The organism is Microbacterium fluminis, assembly GCF_051549805.1.
Taxonomy (GTDB): domain Bacteria; phylum Actinomycetota; class Actinomycetes; order Actinomycetales; family Microbacteriaceae; genus Microbacterium.
The window spans coordinates 2872603-2888449 of record NZ_CP196042.1 but is presented as its reverse complement, the minus strand read 5'-3'; the positions used below and the strand labels follow the sequence as shown (position 1 = coordinate 2888449).

The following is a 15847-nucleotide window of genomic DNA, read 5'->3' as shown; positions in this document are numbered from 1 at the left end:
GGGTGGGCGCATGACCGATGCGTTCGCGCCCTCCGGCATCGACGGGACCGAGGGAACAGATGTCGCCGACGGCTCGCACGAGCTGCTGAGCCGCCTGCGCATCATCGAGGAGCAGCCGCTGCCCACCCGTGCCGACGCGTACGCCGCGTTGCACGACGAGCTCGCGGTGCGTCTCGAGTCGGCGCCGCCTCGATGACTTCGCGGCTCGACGCCGCCCTCGCGGCGCGCGGGCTGGCGCGATCGCGCACGCACGCCGCCGCCCTCATCAGCGACGGACTCGTGACCGTCGACGGGCGCGGCGTCGTGAAGCCCTCGACAGCCGTGTCCGACGACGCCGTGCTGGCCGTCGCCGGCGCCGACCACTACGTCAGCCGCGCCGCGCACAAGCTGGTCGCCGGGCTGGACGCGTTCGGTGTCGTCGTCGACGGGCGCCCCGCACTCGATGTCGGCGCCTCGACCGGGGGATTCACGCAGGTCCTGCGCGAGCGCGGCGCGGCGCCGGTCATCGCCCTCGACGTGGGACACGGACAGATGGCCCCGGCGATCGCCTCCGATCCGGAGGTGGTCGTCGTGGAGGGGTTCAACGCGCGCGAGCTCACCCCCGCGACGCTGCGTGCGGCATCCGGCGTCGACGTCGCGCCCGAGGTCGTGACCGGCGACCTGTCGTTCATCTCGCTCGCCCACGTCCTCGGCCCGATCCGCGACGTGCTCGCGCCCGGTGGTGAGGCGGTGCTGCTGGTCAAGCCGCAGTTCGAGGTGGGGCGCAACGCCGTCAAGGGCGGACTGGTGACGGATGCCGCGCTGCGCGCCGACGCGGTGGCGGGCGTGCTGTGGTCGGCGTGGGACCTGGGACTGGGCACGCTCGGCGTCGTCTCCTCCCCGATCGTGGGGACGCACGGCAATGCGGAGTTCGTCATCCACCTCGCGCCGGGGCGCGGGACCAATCCGACAGAATGGTTGAGCACGGTGGACGAACTGGCGGGAGAGCGATGAACGACGCGCGCAGCATCCTGGTCGTCGCGCACGCGCGCCGCCCCGACACCGTCGACGCCGCCCAGCGGGTGCTCGATGCCCTCATCGGCGCGGGAGCACGCCCCGTGCTGGCCGCCGACGACGGGGCCGAGCTCGTCTCGGTGCTGGGCGAGCTGCCCGACGTCCTCACTCTCGGCCGTGACGTGCCGGTCGACGACATCGAGCTGGCGATCGTGCTCGGCGGCGACGGCACCATCCTGCGCGCGGCGGAGCTCGTGCGCGACGGCACCGCTCCGGTGCTCGGTGTCAACATGGGCCACGTCGGGTTCCTCGCCGAGATCGAGCGCGACGACCTCGACGACGCCGTGCGCCGTGTGATCGCCCGCGACTACCGCGTCGAGGAGCGCCTCACCCTCCAGGTGCGGGTCAAGGACGTCGATGACGAGGTCATCTACGAGACCTGGGCGCTCAACGAGGCGACCGTCGAGAAGGCCAGTCGCGAGCGGATGCTCGAGGTCGTCATGGAGGTCGACGGTCGCCCGCTGTCGAGCTTCGGCTGCGACGGGGTGGTCGTGTCGACCCCGACGGGCTCCACGGCCTACAACTTCTCCGCCGGCGGCCCGGTGATCTGGCCGTCGGTCGAGGCGATCGCCGTGGTGCCGCTGTCGGCCCACGCGCTGTTCGCGAAGCCGCTCGTGGTCGGCCCGGAAGCGACCGTCGCGATCGAGGTGCTCGAGCGCACCAACGGAATCGGCATCCTGTGGTGCGACGGGCGTCGCTCGCACGACCTGCCCCGCGGCGCGCGTGTGGTGGTGCGCCGCTCCGAGCGACCCGTGCGGCTCGCCCGCCTGCACCCGGCCGCGTTCACCGACCGCCTGGTGCGGAAGTTCCGCCTCCCCGTCGAAGGGTGGCGCGGCCCGGTCGCGCTCACCGGCGCGATCACCCGGCCGGAGCTGCCGTGATCGAAGAGATGCGCCTGCGCGACCTGGGCGTGATCGCCGAGGCGACCCTGCCCATCGGGCCCGGGTTCACCGCTATCACCGGCGAGACCGGTGCCGGAAAGACCATGGTCGTCACGGGTCTGGGGCTCCTCCTCGGGCAGCGCGCCGACTCCGGTGCCGTGCGCGCGGGGGCGGCTCAGGCATCCGTCGACGGCGTCTGGATCGTGCCGGAGAGCGGCCCCGTCGTCGACCGGGTGCGCGAAGCCGGCGGCGATGTGGAGCCTCTCGGCGACGGCCGCGCCGAGCTGTTCGTCGGCCGCACGCTCTCGGGCGAGGGCCGCAGTCGCGCCACCGTCGGCGGCCGGGCGGCCCCGGCCGGCGTGCTGGCCGACCTCGCCGACGAGCTCGTCGTGGTGCACGGACAGTCCGACCAGCTGCGCCTCAAGTCGGCGGGGGCGCAGCGCGACGCGCTCGACCGATTCGGCGGCGAGCCGATCGCCGTCGCGCTGACCGCCTACAGCACGGCGTTCGAGCACTGGCGTACCGTCTCCCGTGCGCTCGACGAGCTCGTCGGCGACCGCGATGCGCGTCAGCGCGAGGCCGCGGAACTGCGCGCGGCGATCGCCGAGATCGAGGCCGCTGAACCGCTGCCGGGCGAGGACGACGACCTGGCGCAGCGCGCCGAGCGCCTCGCGAACGCCGAAGAGCTGCGCCTGGCCGCCGCGACGGCTCACGAGGCGATCTCGGGCGACGGCGACACGCCCGATGCGTCGGCGCTGCTGGCGGAGGCCCGCCGTGCGCTCGAACGCGCCGGGGGACGGGATGCCGCGCTCGAGGCCCTCGCCGAGCAGGCGGCCGAGCTCGGCTATCGCGCCGCCGACCTCGCCGCCGCACTGGCGGCCTATCTCGCCGATCTCGACGAGGCCGGCCCGCACGAGCTGGCCGCCGTCGAAGAGCGCCGCGCCGTGCTCGGGGCGCTGGTGCGCGCGCACGGCAGCCTCGACGAGGCGATCGCCGTGCTCGAGACGGGTTCGGCGCGGCTGGCCGAGCTCGACGACGACGGCGATCGCGTCACGCGCCTCTCCGAGGAGCGGGATGCCGCGGCATCCGCTCTCGATTCCAGCGCCGCCGCCCTCACCGCCGCACGGCAGGAGGCGGCCGGGCGGCTGGGTACGGCCGTCACCGACGAGCTGCGCGCCCTCGCGATGCCCGACGCGCGGCTCACCGTCTCCGTGACGGAGGGCGCGGAGTCCGCCGACGGTCGCGATGACGTCGCCCTGCTGCTCGCACCGCACCCGGGCGCCGAGCCGCGGTCGGTCTCGCGCGGTGCGTCCGGTGGCGAGCTCAGCCGCGTGATGCTCGCGATCGAGGTCGTGATCGCCGCCACCGACCCGGTGCCGACGTTCGTGTTCGACGAGGTCGACGCGGGGATCGGCGGCGCCGCCGCGATCGAGGTCGGCCGGCGCCTGGCGCGCCTGGCCGAGTCGTCGCAGGTGATCGCCGTGACGCACCTGGCTCAGGTCGCCGCGTTCGCGTCCAACCACCTCACGGTCGTGAAGGCCTCCGACGGGTCGGTCACCGCGTCGAGCGTCACCCGGCTCGACGGCGGCGCGCGCGAGTCCGAGATGGCGCGCCTGCTGTCGGGACTGACCGACTCGGATGCCGCCCTCACCCACGCCCGGGAACTGCTGGCGCTCGCGCACCCCGACGGGTGAGTACGCTCGACGTTCAAGACCCGCCCGGCCCCGCCCCACGCGACTGATAGGATAAAAGCCCGTGATGCAGACTTCAGATCCGGGACCTTCGAACGACACCACCAGGCACATCTTCGTGACCGGCGGTGTCGTTTCCTCGTTGGGGAAGGGCCTGACGGCGGCCAGCCTCGGCAACCTCCTCACGGCTCGGGGCCTCCGCGTCGTGATGCAGAAGCTCGACCCGTACCTGAACGTCGACCCGGGCACGATGAACCCGTTCCAGCACGGCGAGGTCTTCGTCACCGACGACGGCGCCGAGACCGATCTCGACATCGGCCACTACGAACGGTTCCTCGACATCGAGCTGAGCCAGGCCGCGAACGTCACCACCGGGCAGATCTACTCGCAGGTGATCGCCAAGGAGCGCCGCGGCGAGTACCTCGGCGACACCGTGCAGGTCATCCCGCACATCACCGACGAGATCAAGCGGCGCATGCGGCTGCAGGCCGACGAGACGCCGAAGCCCGACGTCATCATCACCGAGATCGGCGGCACCGTCGGCGACATCGAGTCGCAGCCGTTCATCGAGTCGGCCCGCCAGATCCGTCACGAGCTCGGCCGGCAGAACGTGTTCTTCGTGCACGTGTCGCTCGTGCCGTTCATGGGCGCGTCCGGCGAGCAGAAGACCAAGCCCACGCAACACTCCGTGGCGGCGCTCCGCTCCATCGGCATCCAGCCCGACGCCCTCGTGCTGCGCAGCGACCGGCCGGTGACCGAGTCGAACAAGCGCAAGATCGCCCTGATGTGCGACGTCGACGAGGGCGCCGTCGTGAACGCCGTCGACGTGCCGAGCATCTACGACATCCCGACGATGCTCAACGAGCAGGGCCTCGACGACTACATCGTGCGGGCATTGGGACTGCACAAGGCCGCCGACGTGGACTGGGCGCGCTGGGACAAGGTGCTCAAGGCCGTGCACAACCCCAAGCACGAGGTCACGATCGGCCTGGTCGGCAAGTACATCGACCTGCCCGACGCCTACCTGTCGGTCACAGAGGCGCTCAAGGCCGGCGGCTTCGCGCAGGAGACGCACGTGAACATCCGCTGGGTGCCGTCCGACCTGTGCGAGACGCCCGAGGGTGCCGAGAAGGCGCTCGCGCCGCTCGACGGCATCGTGATCCCCGGCGGCTTCGGCATCCGCGGCATCGAGGGCAAGATCGGCGCGCTGCGGTTCGCCCGCGAGCAGGGCATCCCGACCCTCGGCATCTGCCTCGGTCTGCAGTGCATGGTCATCGAGTACGCCCGGCACGTCGCCGGGATCGCGGATGCCTCCTCCAGCGAGTTCGACCCCGACACCACCGCGCCGGTCATCGCGACCATGGAGGAGCAGGTCGACATCCTCGAGGCGGGCGACATGGGCGGAACGATGCGTCTGGGCCTGTACCCGGCGGCACTCGCCCCCGGCTCGATCGCGGCGGAGATCTACGGAGCCGAGACGGCGTCGGAGCGTCACCGTCACCGCTATGAGGTGAACAACCGCTACCGCGACCGGATCGCCGAGGCGGGCCTGGTGTTCTCGGGCATCAACCCCGACCTCGACCTGGTCGAGTACATCGAGCTGCCCCGCGACGTGCACCCCTACTACATCGCCACGCAGGCGCACCCCGAGCTGCGCTCGCGCCCCACGAACGCCAACCCGCTCTTCCGCGGGCTCGTCGGCGCCGCGCTCGAGCGGCACCGCGCGAGCGAGCTGTTCGACGTGGAGAGCGACGAGGCCGAGACCGGCGACGCCGCGTGACCGAGGTCACGGGGCGGGACGAGGCATCCGCTCTCCCGGACGCGCTGCGGGACGAACCCGTCGCACCCGACGTCGTCGCGAGCGAGCTGGCGTACGAGGGACGGGTGTGGGACGTGCGCTCCGACACCTTCCGGTACAACGGCGAGGAGCTCGTGCGGCAGTACGTCGCGCACCCCGGCGCGGCGGCGATCGTCGCCGTCGACGACCGGGAGCGCGTGCTGCTGATCCAGCAGTACCGTCACCCCATCCGGGCCCGCGACTGGGAGATCCCCGCGGGACTGCTCGACGTCGTGGGGGAGGCGCCGGAGAGCGCCGCGCGCCGCGAGCTCGAAGAGGAGGCCGACCTCGTCGCCACCGACTGGACGCCGCTGGTGAGCATCCACACCACCCCGGGAGGCAACGACGAGATCGTGCACCTCTTCCTCGCCCGCGGGCTCACCGCCGCAGCCTCCGCGCACGACCGCGAGGCGGAGGAGGCGGACATCCGCATCGAGTGGGTCCCGCTGCGCGCGGCGGTCGACGCGGTGCTCGAGGGGCGGATGCGCAACGGCATCCTGGCCACGGGTGTGCTGGCGGCCGCCGAGCGTCTGCGCCGGACGGCCGGGTAGGCCGACGTGCGCCTGGATCGGGCCGTCGACGCCTACCTGCGTCACATCTCGATCGAGCGCGGCCTCTCCGACCACACGGTCGCCGCCTACCGCCGCGACCTCTCGGGGTACGCGGCCTGGCTGGGTGAGCAGCGGATCGACGACGTCTCCGACATCACGCCCGCCCTGGTGGCCTCCTTCGCCGGCGAGCGCGCGTCGGCGCAGCCGCCGGCCGCGGCATCCAGCCTCGCCCGCCTGCAGTCCTCCGTGCGGGGGCTGCACCGTTTCCTCGCGCGGGAGGGTCTCGCCACGTCCGACCCCACCGGGCGGCTGAAACCCCCGAAGGCGCCGCAGCGGCTGCCGAAGGCGCTCACGATCACGCAGGTGGAGCAGCTGCTGGATGCCTCAGGTCCCGCGCCCGCCGACGCGCAGCCCGGCGATGTGATCGGGCTGCGCGACCGCGCCCTGCTCGAGCTGCTGTACGCCACCGGTGCGCGGGTCTCGGAGATCGTGCAGCTCGACGTGGACGACCTCGCGCACGGCGACGTGCTGCGTGTGCGCGGCAAGGGCTCGAAGGAGCGCATCGTGCCCGTCGGGTCGTACGCGCGCGCGGCGGTCGACGCCTACGCCACCCGGGCGCGACCGGCGCTGTCGGTGAAGGGGAGGGCGACGCCGCGGCTGTTCCTCGGCGCGCGCGGAGCCCCGCTGTCGCGGCAGAGCGCGTGGCTGGTGATCCAGGCCGCCGCCGAGCGGGCGCAGCTGACCGCGCACGTCTCTCCGCACACGCTCCGGCACTCGTTCGCGACCCACCTGCTGCAGGGCGGCGCCGACGTGCGCGTGGTGCAGGAGCTGCTCGGCCACGCCTCGGTGGCCACGACCCAGATCTACACGCACGTCTCGGTCGACGCGCTGCGCGACGTCTATGCCACGTCGCACCCGCGGGCTCGCTGAACGCCCGCCGTCTCCCGCCGTCTCCCGGCGTTCGCGGCCTGCCGCCGCGGCGTCGGCGGCACGCGTGACTAGAATCGGTCGACGGTATGGCGAGGTCAGGAGAGTCCGTGGCGGGCAGCAAGCGAGCGGCGACGACGCAGAAGGCGGCCGACGAGACCCCGATCGGACCGACCGGGCGCCCGTACCACGGCTTCCCCACGCCGCCGAAGCTCGACGGGCACGGACCGGCGCGCATCATCGCGCTGTGCAACCAGAAGGGCGGCGTCGGCAAGACGACGACCACCATCAACCTGGCCGCCTCGCTCGCCCACTACGGGCGCCGCGTGCTCGCCGTCGACTTCGACCCGCAGGGCGCACTGTCGGCGGGACTCGGCGTCGCCACGCACGACGTGCCGACGATCTACGACCTCCTGCTGGACACCAAGCGCGACGTGCACGAGGTCATCGTGCACACCGACACGGACGGCCTCGACATCATCCCGGCCAACATCGACCTCTCGGCCGCCGAGGTGCACCTCGTCAACGAGGTCGCCCGCGAGACGATCCTCGCCCGCGTGCTGCGCCAGGTCTCGGCCGAGTACGACGTCATCCTGATCGACTGCCAGCCGTCGCTGGGCCTGCTCACCGTGAACGCCCTCACCGCGAGCCACGGCGTGCTCATCCCGCTGGAGTGCGAGTTCTTCGCTCTTCGCGGCGTCGCCCTGCTGATCGAGACGATCGAGAAGGTGCGCGACCGGCTCAACCCGTCGATCACTCTCGACGGCCTGCTCGCCACGATGTACGACGCGCGCACGCTGCACTCCCGCGAGGTGCTCGAGCGCGTCGTCGACGCCTTCGGCGACGACGTGCTCGAGACCGTCATCGGTCGCACCGTGAAGTTCCCGGACGCCTCGGTGTCGGGCATGCCGATCACCGAGTTCGCGCCCGAGCATCCGGCCGCCCAGGCCTACCTGCGGCTGGCGCGGGAGCTGGTCTCCCGTGGCGCCGTCGCCTGACGCTCCGACGGATCCCGTCCCCGAGCCGGTCGCGGTCGCTGATCAGGGCTCGCCGATCGAGGCGCCCGACGGTTTCCGCGTCTCGCTCGGCGTGTTCGACGGACCGTTCGACCTGCTGCTGAGCCTCATCTCCAAGCACGAGCTCGACATCACCGAGATCTCGCTGAGCCGGGTCACCGACGAGTTCATCGCCTATCTGCGGGCGCTCGAATCGGCGGACGAGCTGGACGAGGCATCCGAGTTCCTCGTCGTGGCCGTCACCCTGCTCGACATGAAGGTCGCCGGGCTCCTGCCGCAGGGCGAGCTCGTCGACGCCGAATCGGTCGCCCTGCTCGAGGCGCGCGACCTGCTGTTCGCCCGCCTGCTGCAGTACCGCGCCTTCAAGCAGGTATCGGGCTGGTTCGCCGGCAGGCTGCAGGCCGAGGACCGCCGGCACGTGCGCACCGTGCGGCTCGACGAGAAGTACCGTCGCGCGGCGCCCGAGCTGGTGTGGACCCTCAGCGCCGACGACTTCGCGGCGCTCGCGGTGCTGGCGATGACGCCGCGGGAGATCCCCGTCGTCGGACTCGACCACCTGCACGCCCCGCTCGTGAGCATCCGCGAGCAGGCGGCGATCGTCGTGACGCTGCTGCGGGCGGCCGGCACCCTCTCGTTCCGCGAGATCGTCGTCGGGGTCGACCAGCCCGGCGTGTTCGTCGCCCGCTTCCTCTCCGTCCTCGAGCTCTACCGCCACGCCGCGCTGTCGTTCGAACAGCTCGAGCCGCTCGGCGAGCTCACCCTGCGCTGGACCGCCGACCGCTGGTCCGAAGAGAACCTCGCCACCCTGGGGGCCGACTATGACCGATGATGCTTCGACGAGCTCAGCGACCGAGACATCGGCGCGGGAGACGGATGCCGCGGCATCCGCTGTCCCCGACGTCCCGGACGACACGCCCACCCGCCCGGCCGACCCGGTCTCGGTCGCGCGACGGCTGGAGGCGATCCTGCTCGTCGTCGAGGAGCCGCAGAGCCTCGTGAGCCTCGCCGCGGCCGTGGCCGCACCCGTCGCCGCCGTGCGTCAGGCGGTCGAATCGCTCGTGGCCGACTACGACGGGCTCACCGGGGGCCCTCGGCGCGGGTTCGAACTGCGGGAGGTCGGCGGGGGCTGGCGCCTGTACGTGCGTGCCGAGCACGACGACGTCGTGACGGAGTTCGTGAACACCCAGGCGCCGTCGCGGCTGTCGCAGGCGGCGCTCGAGACGCTCGCGGTGATCGCCTACAAGCAGCCCGTGACCCGCGGGCAGGTCGCCTCGATCCGCGCGGTCAACGTCGACTCGGTCGTGCGCACGCTGCTCGGCCGCGGACTCATCACCGAGCTGTTCGCCGACGCGGAGACGGGCGCGATCCACTACGGCACGACCGACGCCCTCCTGGTGAACCTCGGCATCAACTCGCTCGACGAGCTGCCGCACATCTCACCGCTACTGGACGACGGGGCCGACGGCTTCGAAGAGGGGATCGGGCGATGAGCGACGCGTCGACGGGCACAGAGGCCGGGGGCGACGACGGGCGGGTGCGGTTGCAGAAGGTGCTCGCGGGCGCGGGCGTGGCCTCGCGGCGGGTGTCCGAGCAGCTCATCGTCGAGGGGCGCGTGCGCGTCAACGGCGAGGTCGTCACCGAGCTCGGCAGCCGCATCGACCCGGAGGTCGACCTCGTCGACGTCGACGGCACCGCGATCCAGCTCGACCAGTCCAAGCGCTACGTCGTGCTGAACAAGCCCACCGGCGTCGTCAGCACGATGAGCGACGACCGCGGCCGTCCCGATCTGCGCCGGTTCACGGCGGAGTGGGACGAGCGGCTGTACAACGTGGGCCGATTGGACGCCGACACGAGCGGTCTGCTCGTGCTGACCAACGACGGCGGCCTCGCCCATGTGCTGGCGCACCCCTCGTTCGGGGTGACGAAGGTGTACATCGCGAAGGTCGCGGGGCGCGTGAGCCCGCAGACGATCGCGACCCTGACCCGCGGTGTCGAGCTCGAGGACGGGCCGATCGCCGCCGACAAGGCGCGGCTGCTGTCCGCCTCCGACGCCGGCGACGGATCCCTCGTCGAGCTGACCCTGCACTCGGGGCGCAACCGCATCGTGCGGCGCATGATGGCCGAGGTGGGTCATCCCGTGGTCGAGCTCGTGCGCCGGCAGTTCGGCCCGCTGCACCTGGGAACCCTCCCAGTGGGGCGGGCGCGCGAGTTGACTACAGTGGAGAGAGGCGCGCTTCTGACACTGTCGCGCCGCGGGGCCGGCGAGTCCGCCCCGACCCAGGCCCCGGAGTCCCAGGAGACCGAGTGAGCGACGACTTCCCCACGCGTGCCCGCGTGGCGACGCGCGTGCAGGGCACGGTGCGCGTCGTCGGGGCGGGTCTGCTCGGGTCGAGCATCGGACACGCGCTGCGCGCGGCCGGCGTCGACGTCGCGCTCGCCGACGCCTCGCCCGGGCAGCTGCGGCTCGCCGTCGACTACGGCGCGGGTCGCCTCGCCCGCGACGACGACCGGCCCGGCCTCGTCGTCGTCGCCGTGCCCCCCGACGTGACCGCCGAGGTGATCGAGCGCGAGCTCGCCGCCCACCCGCAGGCGGTCGTGACGGATGTCGCGAGCGTGAAGCTCGAGCCGCTGCGGACGCTGCGCGCCCGCGGCGTCGACCTCACCCGCTACATCGGCTCGCACCCGCTCGCCGGCCGGGAGCGCGGGGGAGCGATCTCGGCGCGCGCCGACATCTTCGTCGGCCGTCCCTGGGTGGTGTGCCGCGACGAGGAGACCACCGCCGCCGATCTCGCCGTCGTGGAGGCGCTCGCGCTCGAGCTCGGGGCGACCCCGATCGAGATGACCCCCGAAGAGCACGACCGTTCGGTCGCGCTCGTCTCCCACGTGCCGCAGCTGGTGGCGAGCCTGCTGGCCGGACGCTTCGTCGACGCCCCGGAGGGGTCGCTCGGCCTCGCCGGACAGGGTGTGCGCGACACCACGCGCATCGCGGCATCCGCCCCCGAGCTGTGGGTGCAGATCCTCGGCGCCAACGCCGCCCCCGTGGTCGACGTGCTCGACGCACTCGCCGGCGATCTCGCCGTCGTCGCCGACGCCCTCCGCGCTCCCGAGGCGCCGGGCGCCCGGCGGGCCGTGGCCGACACCATCCGCCGCGGCAACGACGGCGTGGAGCGACTGCCGGGCAAGCACGGGCAGAATCGCCGGTTCGAGAGTGTCGTGGTGATGGTCGACGACACCCCCGGGCAGCTCGGGCGTCTGTTCGGCGAACTCGGCGAGCTCGAGGTCAACGTCGAAGACCTGCGGCTCGAGCACTCCCCGGGCGCGCAGTTCGGCCTCGCCGAGATCAGCGTCGTCCCCGGCGCGCTGCGCCGTGCCGTCGACGGGCTCGAGGCCCGCGGCTGGAAGATCGCGAGCACGACCAGTGACTGAGTCCTCGGTGACGGCCCCGCCCGTGCTGGTCGCCATCGACGGGCCGGCCGGCAGCGGCAAGTCGAGCGTCTCGAAAGAGGCGGCGCGCCGTCTCGACTACGGGTACCTCGACACCGGCGCCGCCTACCGGGCCCTGGCCTGGCTCGCCCTCGAGCGCGGTGCCGACACCGACGACGAGGCGTCCGTCCTGGCCCTCGTCGACGACGTCGACTATGCCATCTCGCTCGATCCCGACGACTACTGGGTGCGCATCGCCGCGACCGACGTGACCGACGCGATCCGCGAGCCGCGCGTGACGGCCGCCGTCAGCGGCGTCGCGCGCGTGGGTGCCGTACGGCTCCGGGTGAACGCGCTGTTCCGCGCGCTCGTGGCGGAGTCCGCCCGCGCCGGAGTCGTGGTCGAGGGACGCGACATCACCACGGTCGTCGCGCCGGACGCGCCCGTGCGCATCCTTCTCACCGCTGAGCCCGGCGTGCGCGCCGCGCGCCGCAGCGCCGAGTTGACCGCGCAGGATGCCGACGCCGTCGCGGCGGCCCTCCACCGTCGTGATGCGGCGGATTCGACCGTGGTCGACTTCCTCACCGCCGCTCCCGGCGTGACCGTGGTGGATTCCACCGACCTCGACTTCGCGCAGACCGTCGACGCCGTCCTCGGCGTCGTGACCGGCGCGCTGCACACCCCTCTTCCTTCCGCACAGACAGGAGCCCACGATGGGCGCTGAAGACGAATACGAAGGCGGGCCCGACCAGCTCGCCGAGAAGCTGGCCAACCTCGATGAGGAGCTCGCCGACGCGCGCGCTGCGACGCTGCGTGCGTCGCTCTCCGACTACGAGCTCGACGAGGACGACGCCGAGCTGCTGGAAGACGGGGGCTACACCGAGGGCGACGTCTTCTACTCTCCCGCGCTCCCCGTCGTGGCGATCGTCGGGCGACCGAACGTCGGCAAGTCCGCCCTGGTGAACCGCATCCTCGGCCGCCGCGAGGCCGTCGTCGAGGACACCCCCGGCGTGACCCGCGACCGCGTCACCTACAAGGCCGAGTGGATGGACCGGCGGTTCTCGCTGGTGGACACCGGCGGCTGGGAGCCCGACGCACGCGGCATCGATCAGTCCGTCGCCGCGCAGGCCGAGATCGCCATCGACCTGTGCGATGTCGTGCTGTTCGTCGTCGACGCGATGGTCGGCGCGACCTCCACCGACGAGGCCGTCGTGAAGCTCCTGCGCCGCAGCGGCAAGCCGGTGTTCCTCGTGGCGAACAAGATCGACGACGCGCGGCAGGAGCCCGAGGCGGCCGCGCTGTGGAACCTCGGACTGGGCGAGCCGCATCCGGTCTCCGCCATCCACGGCCGCGGCGTCGCCGACCTCCTCGACGAGATCATGAAGGTGCTCCCGTCGATCTCGGCGGTGGCCAAGCAGGAGATCGGCGGACCGCGTCGTGTCGCGATCCTCGGTCGGCCGAACGTGGGCAAGTCGTCGCTGCTGAACAAGGCCGCCGGCGAGGAGCGCGTCGTCGTCAACGAGCTGGCCGGCACGACCCGCGACCCGGTCGACGAGATCGTCGAGCTCGGCGGTCGGATGTGGCGCTTCGTCGACACCGCCGGCATCCGTCGTCGCGTGCACCTGCAGCAGGGTGCCGACTTCTACGCGTCGCTGCGCACGTCGGCCGCGCTGGAGAAGGCCGAGGTGGCCGTCGTGGTGCTCGACGTCTCGCAGCCGATCTCGGAGCAGGACGTGCGCATCATCGACATGGTGCTCGAGTCGGGCCGCGCCCTGGTGCTCGCGTACAACAAGTGGGACGTGCTGAACACCCCCGAGTTCGAGAACGCCGAGCGTCGCCGCTACCTCGAGCGCGAGATCGAGCAGGACCTCGCGCACGTGGCGTGGGCGCCGCGCGTCAACATCTCCGCGCGCACCGGCCGGCACCTCGAGAAGCTCGTGCCGGCGCTCGAGACGGCGCTGGAATCGTGGGATCAGCGCATCCCCACCGGCAAGTTCAACGCCTTCCTCTCGGAGCTCGTGGCCGAGCATCCGCACCCCCTGCGCGGCGGCAAGCAGCCGCGCATCCTGTTCGGCACGCAGGCCTCCACCCGTCCGCCGACCTTCGTGCTGTTCACCACGGGGTTCCTCGATCCGGGCTACCGCCGGTTCGTGCAGCGCCGCCTCCGCGAGCTGTACGGCTTCGAGGGCACGCCGATCGTGATCAACATGCGCGTGCGCGAGAAGCGACAGCGCTGAGACGCCTGGATGCCGCGCTGTGACGCGGCGGCGTCCCTGCGGGGGAGCGTGTGACAGGCTGGTCGGGTGACGATCGAGCCCCCCGCCCCCGGTGAGCCGCGGCGTCCCTCCGGACCCCGCGACCCGGGCGACGCGTGGGTGGTCGCCGATACGGGGGAGCGGTACTGGGGGCGCTTCGGCGCGGCCGGACTGCTCGCTCTCGATGCCGACCGCGGCGTGCTGCTGCAGCATCGGGTGACGTGGAGTCACTTCGGCGACACCTGGGCGCTGCCGGGCGGCGCGCGACACGAGGGCGAGTCGGCGCGCGATGCGGCGGCGCGCGAGGCGACCGAGGAGGCGGGGGTTCCCGCGAACGTCCTGCGCCCGCGGCTGGAGAGCGTGCTCGACCTCGGCATATGGTCCTACACGACGCTCGTGGCCGACGTGGCCGAGCCCTTCGAACCCGTGATCAGCGACCCCGAGAGCCATGCGCTCGCGTGGGTGCCGATCGCGGAGGTCGACGAGCTTCCGCTGCATCCGGGCTTCGCGGACTCGTGGGTCCGACTGCGACCGCTCCTGTCCGTGCGCCCGGTGATCGTGGTCGACGTGGCCAACGTCGTGGGGTCGGTGCCCGACGGATGGTGGCGGGATCGCGCCGGTGCGGCGCAGCGCCTGCTCGAGCGGCTCGCGGTGCACGCGGCGCGGGGGACGGATGCCGCGGCCCTCGGTCTGCCCGAGAACACCTGGTTCCCCGAGATGGTCGCCGTGGTGGAGGGGCGAGCGCGCGGCGCCGTCTCCACCGACGAGCGCGTGCGGGTGGTCGACGCGCCCGGATCCGGCGACGACACGATCGTCGAGACGGTGTGGAACCTCGCCGGGCGCGGACGCGCGGTGACGGTCGTCTCGAGCGACCGCGGCCTCGCCGACCGGGTGGTGGATGCCGGAGTCGCCGTGCACGGCGTGCGCTGGCTGCTCGACCAGCTCGACTGATCCGGCCGGTCAGTCCTCCCGGCCTCGCAGGCGGTCGATGTCCCGGCGCTCTCGTTTGGTGGGGCGACCCGCGCCGCGATCCCGGACTGGGACGAACGGCATGTCCTCCTTCGCCGGCGGGGGCGGGGTGGTGTCATCCATCGCCGCGGCCACCAGCGCGGCGCCGACGCGCTTGCTGATCGGCTGCCGCACAGTGAGCAGACGGTCGAACCCGGCGATCCGCACGCGCAGCTCGTCCCCGGGTCGGACGGGCTGAGCGGCCTTGGCCCGCTCTCCGTTCACGCGTACATGCCCGGCCCGGCATGCGGCCGTCGCGGCCGAGCGCGTCTTATAGATGCGCACCGCCCACAGCCATGCGTCGACGCGTGCCGAGGCATCCGTCATGCCGTCTGCTCCTGGCGGGAGACGCGCGGCGTCAGGACGATGCCGGCCGCGATGAGCCCCTGGCCGAGGCAGTAGGTGAGCATGACGAGCGGGCTCGTCCAGGCGGGCATGGCGTCGGGGGTGAAGAGACGGAAGGCGAGGATGGAGTCCGACGCGAGGAAGAACGCCGCGCCGACGGCGATCACGGGACCGCAGCGGCTCGCCGCGGCCGCGGTGCCGCCGAGGAGCAGTCCGTACGCGCCGAGTGCGAGCACCCAGCCGAATCCTCCGGGCCGGTCGAGGAGCGCGGGCAGGAGCACGGCGAGCAGGACGATCCACCACAGCGCGTAGACCGCCGCCCAGCGCGGGTAGGGTGCGTGAGCCGCGGATCGGACGAACAGCACGATGTAGCAGACGTGCGCGAGCCCGAAGCACAGCAGCATCGTCGGAAGCTCCGGGGCGAACGGGAAGAACGTCGCCGCGCCGTCGCCGAGCCACGACAGCGCGATCGCGACGAACAGCAGGCGGTAGGGCGTGCCCCATGTCGAGCCGCGTCCTTCCCACAGCACCGCCACGGCGAGGGAGGGCATGAGCAGGAGCTTCGTCGGATCGGCGACGGCGGACGCGCCGAGGGCGAGGGCGCCGACGTGCACCGCCGAGATCGCGGCGAACGGCACGAACCCCCACCACCAGCGGGAGGGAGGAGCGGATGCCGCGCCACGGCGCGCGACGGACGGCGAGGTCATCGCCCCATCGTAGGTCGATGCGGTGGCACCGTCGCGGACCCTCGGCCGGCGGTCGGGCGAGGTCGATCGCCGAGGTCGATCGCCGGGGTCGATCGCCGAGGTCGCTTCGCTCTCGGTGTGCTCGCGCCCGTCCGTCGAACGCGCCCGTCCGTC

General features: G+C 72.7%; 17 protein-coding genes. 15 read left to right on the top strand and 2 right to left on the bottom strand.

Features of this window, described 5'->3' with window-relative positions; genetic code table 11:
• Positions 1 to 10 precede the first annotated feature (10 nt).
• From ACSJDX_RS13970 to ACSJDX_RS13900, 15 genes are all read left to right on the top strand, one after another.
• Positions 11 to 196 carry a hypothetical protein gene (locus ACSJDX_RS13970; RefSeq protein ID WP_438353249.1) on the top strand — a complete coding sequence of 62 codons (186 nt, stop codon included), beginning with the start codon at positions 11 to 13 and terminating at the stop codon, positions 194 to 196.
• Positions 193 to 993: a TlyA family RNA methyltransferase gene (locus tag ACSJDX_RS13965; protein ID WP_438353248.1), complete on the top strand. Its 801-nt coding sequence runs from the start codon at positions 193 to 195 to the stop codon at positions 991 to 993. The genes ACSJDX_RS13970 and ACSJDX_RS13965 overlap by 4 nt, the downstream gene beginning before the upstream one ends.
• Positions 990 to 1934 carry an NAD kinase gene (locus ACSJDX_RS13960; RefSeq protein ID WP_438353247.1) on the top strand — a complete coding sequence of 315 codons (945 nt, stop codon included), beginning with the start codon at positions 990 to 992 and terminating at the stop codon, positions 1932 to 1934. The genes ACSJDX_RS13965 and ACSJDX_RS13960 overlap by 4 nt, the downstream gene beginning before the upstream one ends.
• Positions 1931 to 3628 (top strand): DNA repair protein RecN, encoded by a 1698-nt coding sequence (gene recN / locus ACSJDX_RS13955; protein ID WP_438353246.1) that lies wholly within the window; start codon positions 1931 to 1933, stop codon positions 3626 to 3628. Before ACSJDX_RS13960 ends, recN begins: the two co-directional genes overlap by 4 nt.
• Before the next feature lie 64 nt (positions 3629 to 3692).
• A complete protein-coding gene (locus ACSJDX_RS13950; RefSeq protein WP_438354995.1) occupies positions 3693 to 5405 on the top strand; it encodes a CTP synthase in 1713 nt (570 codons plus the stop codon).
• The gene (locus ACSJDX_RS13945; RefSeq protein WP_438353245.1) at positions 5402 to 6013 is read left to right on the top strand and encodes an NUDIX domain-containing protein; all 612 of its coding nucleotides are present in this window, start codon (positions 5402 to 5404) and stop codon (positions 6011 to 6013) included. Before ACSJDX_RS13950 ends, ACSJDX_RS13945 begins: the two co-directional genes overlap by 4 nt.
• 6 nt (positions 6014 to 6019) lie before the next feature.
• On the top strand, positions 6020 to 6943 hold the full coding sequence (gene xerD / locus ACSJDX_RS13940; protein WP_438353244.1) for a site-specific tyrosine recombinase XerD: 924 nt from the start codon (positions 6020 to 6022) through the stop codon (positions 6941 to 6943).
• Positions 6944 to 7029: 86 nt separating this feature from the next.
• Entirely contained in the window at positions 7030 to 7938 is a 909-nt protein-coding gene (locus ACSJDX_RS13935) for a ParA family protein (protein WP_438353243.1), read from the top strand.
• Complete coding sequence (locus ACSJDX_RS13930; protein WP_438353242.1) at positions 7922 to 8785, top strand: segregation and condensation protein A; 864 nt, start codon at positions 7922 to 7924, stop codon at positions 8783 to 8785. Before ACSJDX_RS13935 ends, ACSJDX_RS13930 begins: the two co-directional genes overlap by 17 nt.
• Positions 8775 to 9446, top strand: coding sequence for an SMC-Scp complex subunit ScpB (gene scpB / locus ACSJDX_RS13925; protein WP_438353241.1), 672 nt, complete (start codon positions 8775 to 8777; stop codon positions 9444 to 9446). Before ACSJDX_RS13930 ends, scpB begins: the two co-directional genes overlap by 11 nt.
• A complete protein-coding gene (locus ACSJDX_RS13920) occupies positions 9443 to 10264 on the top strand; it encodes a pseudouridine synthase (protein WP_438353240.1) in 822 nt (273 codons plus the stop codon). The genes scpB and ACSJDX_RS13920 overlap by 4 nt, the downstream gene beginning before the upstream one ends.
• Positions 10261 to 11382: a prephenate dehydrogenase gene (locus ACSJDX_RS13915; RefSeq protein WP_438353239.1), complete on the top strand. Its 1122-nt coding sequence runs from the start codon at positions 10261 to 10263 to the stop codon at positions 11380 to 11382. Before ACSJDX_RS13920 ends, ACSJDX_RS13915 begins: the two co-directional genes overlap by 4 nt.
• Positions 11383 to 11389: 7 nt before the next feature.
• Positions 11390 to 12103 (top strand): (d)CMP kinase, encoded by a 714-nt coding sequence (gene cmk, locus ACSJDX_RS13910; protein ID WP_438353238.1) that lies wholly within the window; start codon positions 11390 to 11392, stop codon positions 12101 to 12103.
• Complete coding sequence (gene der / locus ACSJDX_RS13905) at positions 12093 to 13616, top strand: ribosome biogenesis GTPase Der (protein WP_438353237.1); 1524 nt, start codon at positions 12093 to 12095, stop codon at positions 13614 to 13616. Before cmk ends, der begins: the two co-directional genes overlap by 11 nt.
• 66 nt (positions 13617 to 13682) lie before the next feature.
• A complete protein-coding gene (locus ACSJDX_RS13900) occupies positions 13683 to 14585 on the top strand; it encodes an NUDIX domain-containing protein (protein WP_438353236.1) in 903 nt (300 codons plus the stop codon).
• A 9-nt stretch (positions 14586 to 14594) separates the two neighbouring features.
• Here the strand turns inward: ACSJDX_RS13900 and ACSJDX_RS13895 are convergent, their stop codons facing one another.
• Together ACSJDX_RS13895 and ACSJDX_RS13890 are read right to left on the bottom strand one after the other, a co-directional pair.
• Entirely contained in the window at positions 14595 to 14969 is a 375-nt protein-coding gene (locus ACSJDX_RS13895) for an RNA-binding S4 domain-containing protein (RefSeq protein WP_438353235.1), read from the bottom strand.
• Positions 14966 to 15694, bottom strand: coding sequence for a lysoplasmalogenase family protein (locus ACSJDX_RS13890; RefSeq protein ID WP_438353234.1), 729 nt, complete (start codon positions 15692 to 15694; stop codon positions 14966 to 14968). The genes ACSJDX_RS13895 and ACSJDX_RS13890 overlap by 4 nt, the downstream gene beginning before the upstream one ends.
• Positions 15695 to 15847: the final 153 nt, after the last annotated feature.

What these genes read in the sequence shown, in the direction of transcription:
- ACSJDX_RS13970 (WP_438353249.1), top strand. Translation starts at nt 11, where the DNA reads ATGACCGATGCGTTCGCGCCCTCCGGCATCGACGGGACCGAGGGAACA.
- ACSJDX_RS13965 (WP_438353248.1), top strand. Translation starts at nt 193, where the DNA reads ATGACTTCGCGGCTCGACGCCGCCCTCGCGGCGCGCGGGCTGGCGCGA.
- ACSJDX_RS13960 (WP_438353247.1), top strand. Translation starts at nt 990, where the DNA reads ATGAACGACGCGCGCAGCATCCTGGTCGTCGCGCACGCGCGCCGCCCC.
- ACSJDX_RS13950 (WP_438354995.1), top strand. Translation starts at nt 3,693, where the DNA reads ATGCAGACTTCAGATCCGGGACCTTCGAACGACACCACCAGGCACATC.
- ACSJDX_RS13935 (WP_438353243.1), top strand. Translation starts at nt 7,030, where the DNA reads ATGGCGAGGTCAGGAGAGTCCGTGGCGGGCAGCAAGCGAGCGGCGACG.
- scpB (WP_438353241.1), top strand. Translation starts at nt 8,775, where the DNA reads ATGACCGATGATGCTTCGACGAGCTCAGCGACCGAGACATCGGCGCGG.
- ACSJDX_RS13920 (WP_438353240.1), top strand. Translation starts at nt 9,443, where the DNA reads ATGAGCGACGCGTCGACGGGCACAGAGGCCGGGGGCGACGACGGGCGG.
- der (WP_438353237.1), top strand. Translation starts at nt 12,093, where the DNA reads ATGGGCGCTGAAGACGAATACGAAGGCGGGCCCGACCAGCTCGCCGAG.
- ACSJDX_RS13895 (WP_438353235.1), bottom strand. Translation starts at nt 14,969, where the DNA reads ATGACGGATGCCTCGGCACGCGTCGACGCATGGCTGTGGGCGGTGCGC.
- ACSJDX_RS13890 (WP_438353234.1), bottom strand. Translation starts at nt 15,694, where the DNA reads ATGACCTCGCCGTCCGTCGCGCGCCGTGGCGCGGCATCCGCTCCTCCC.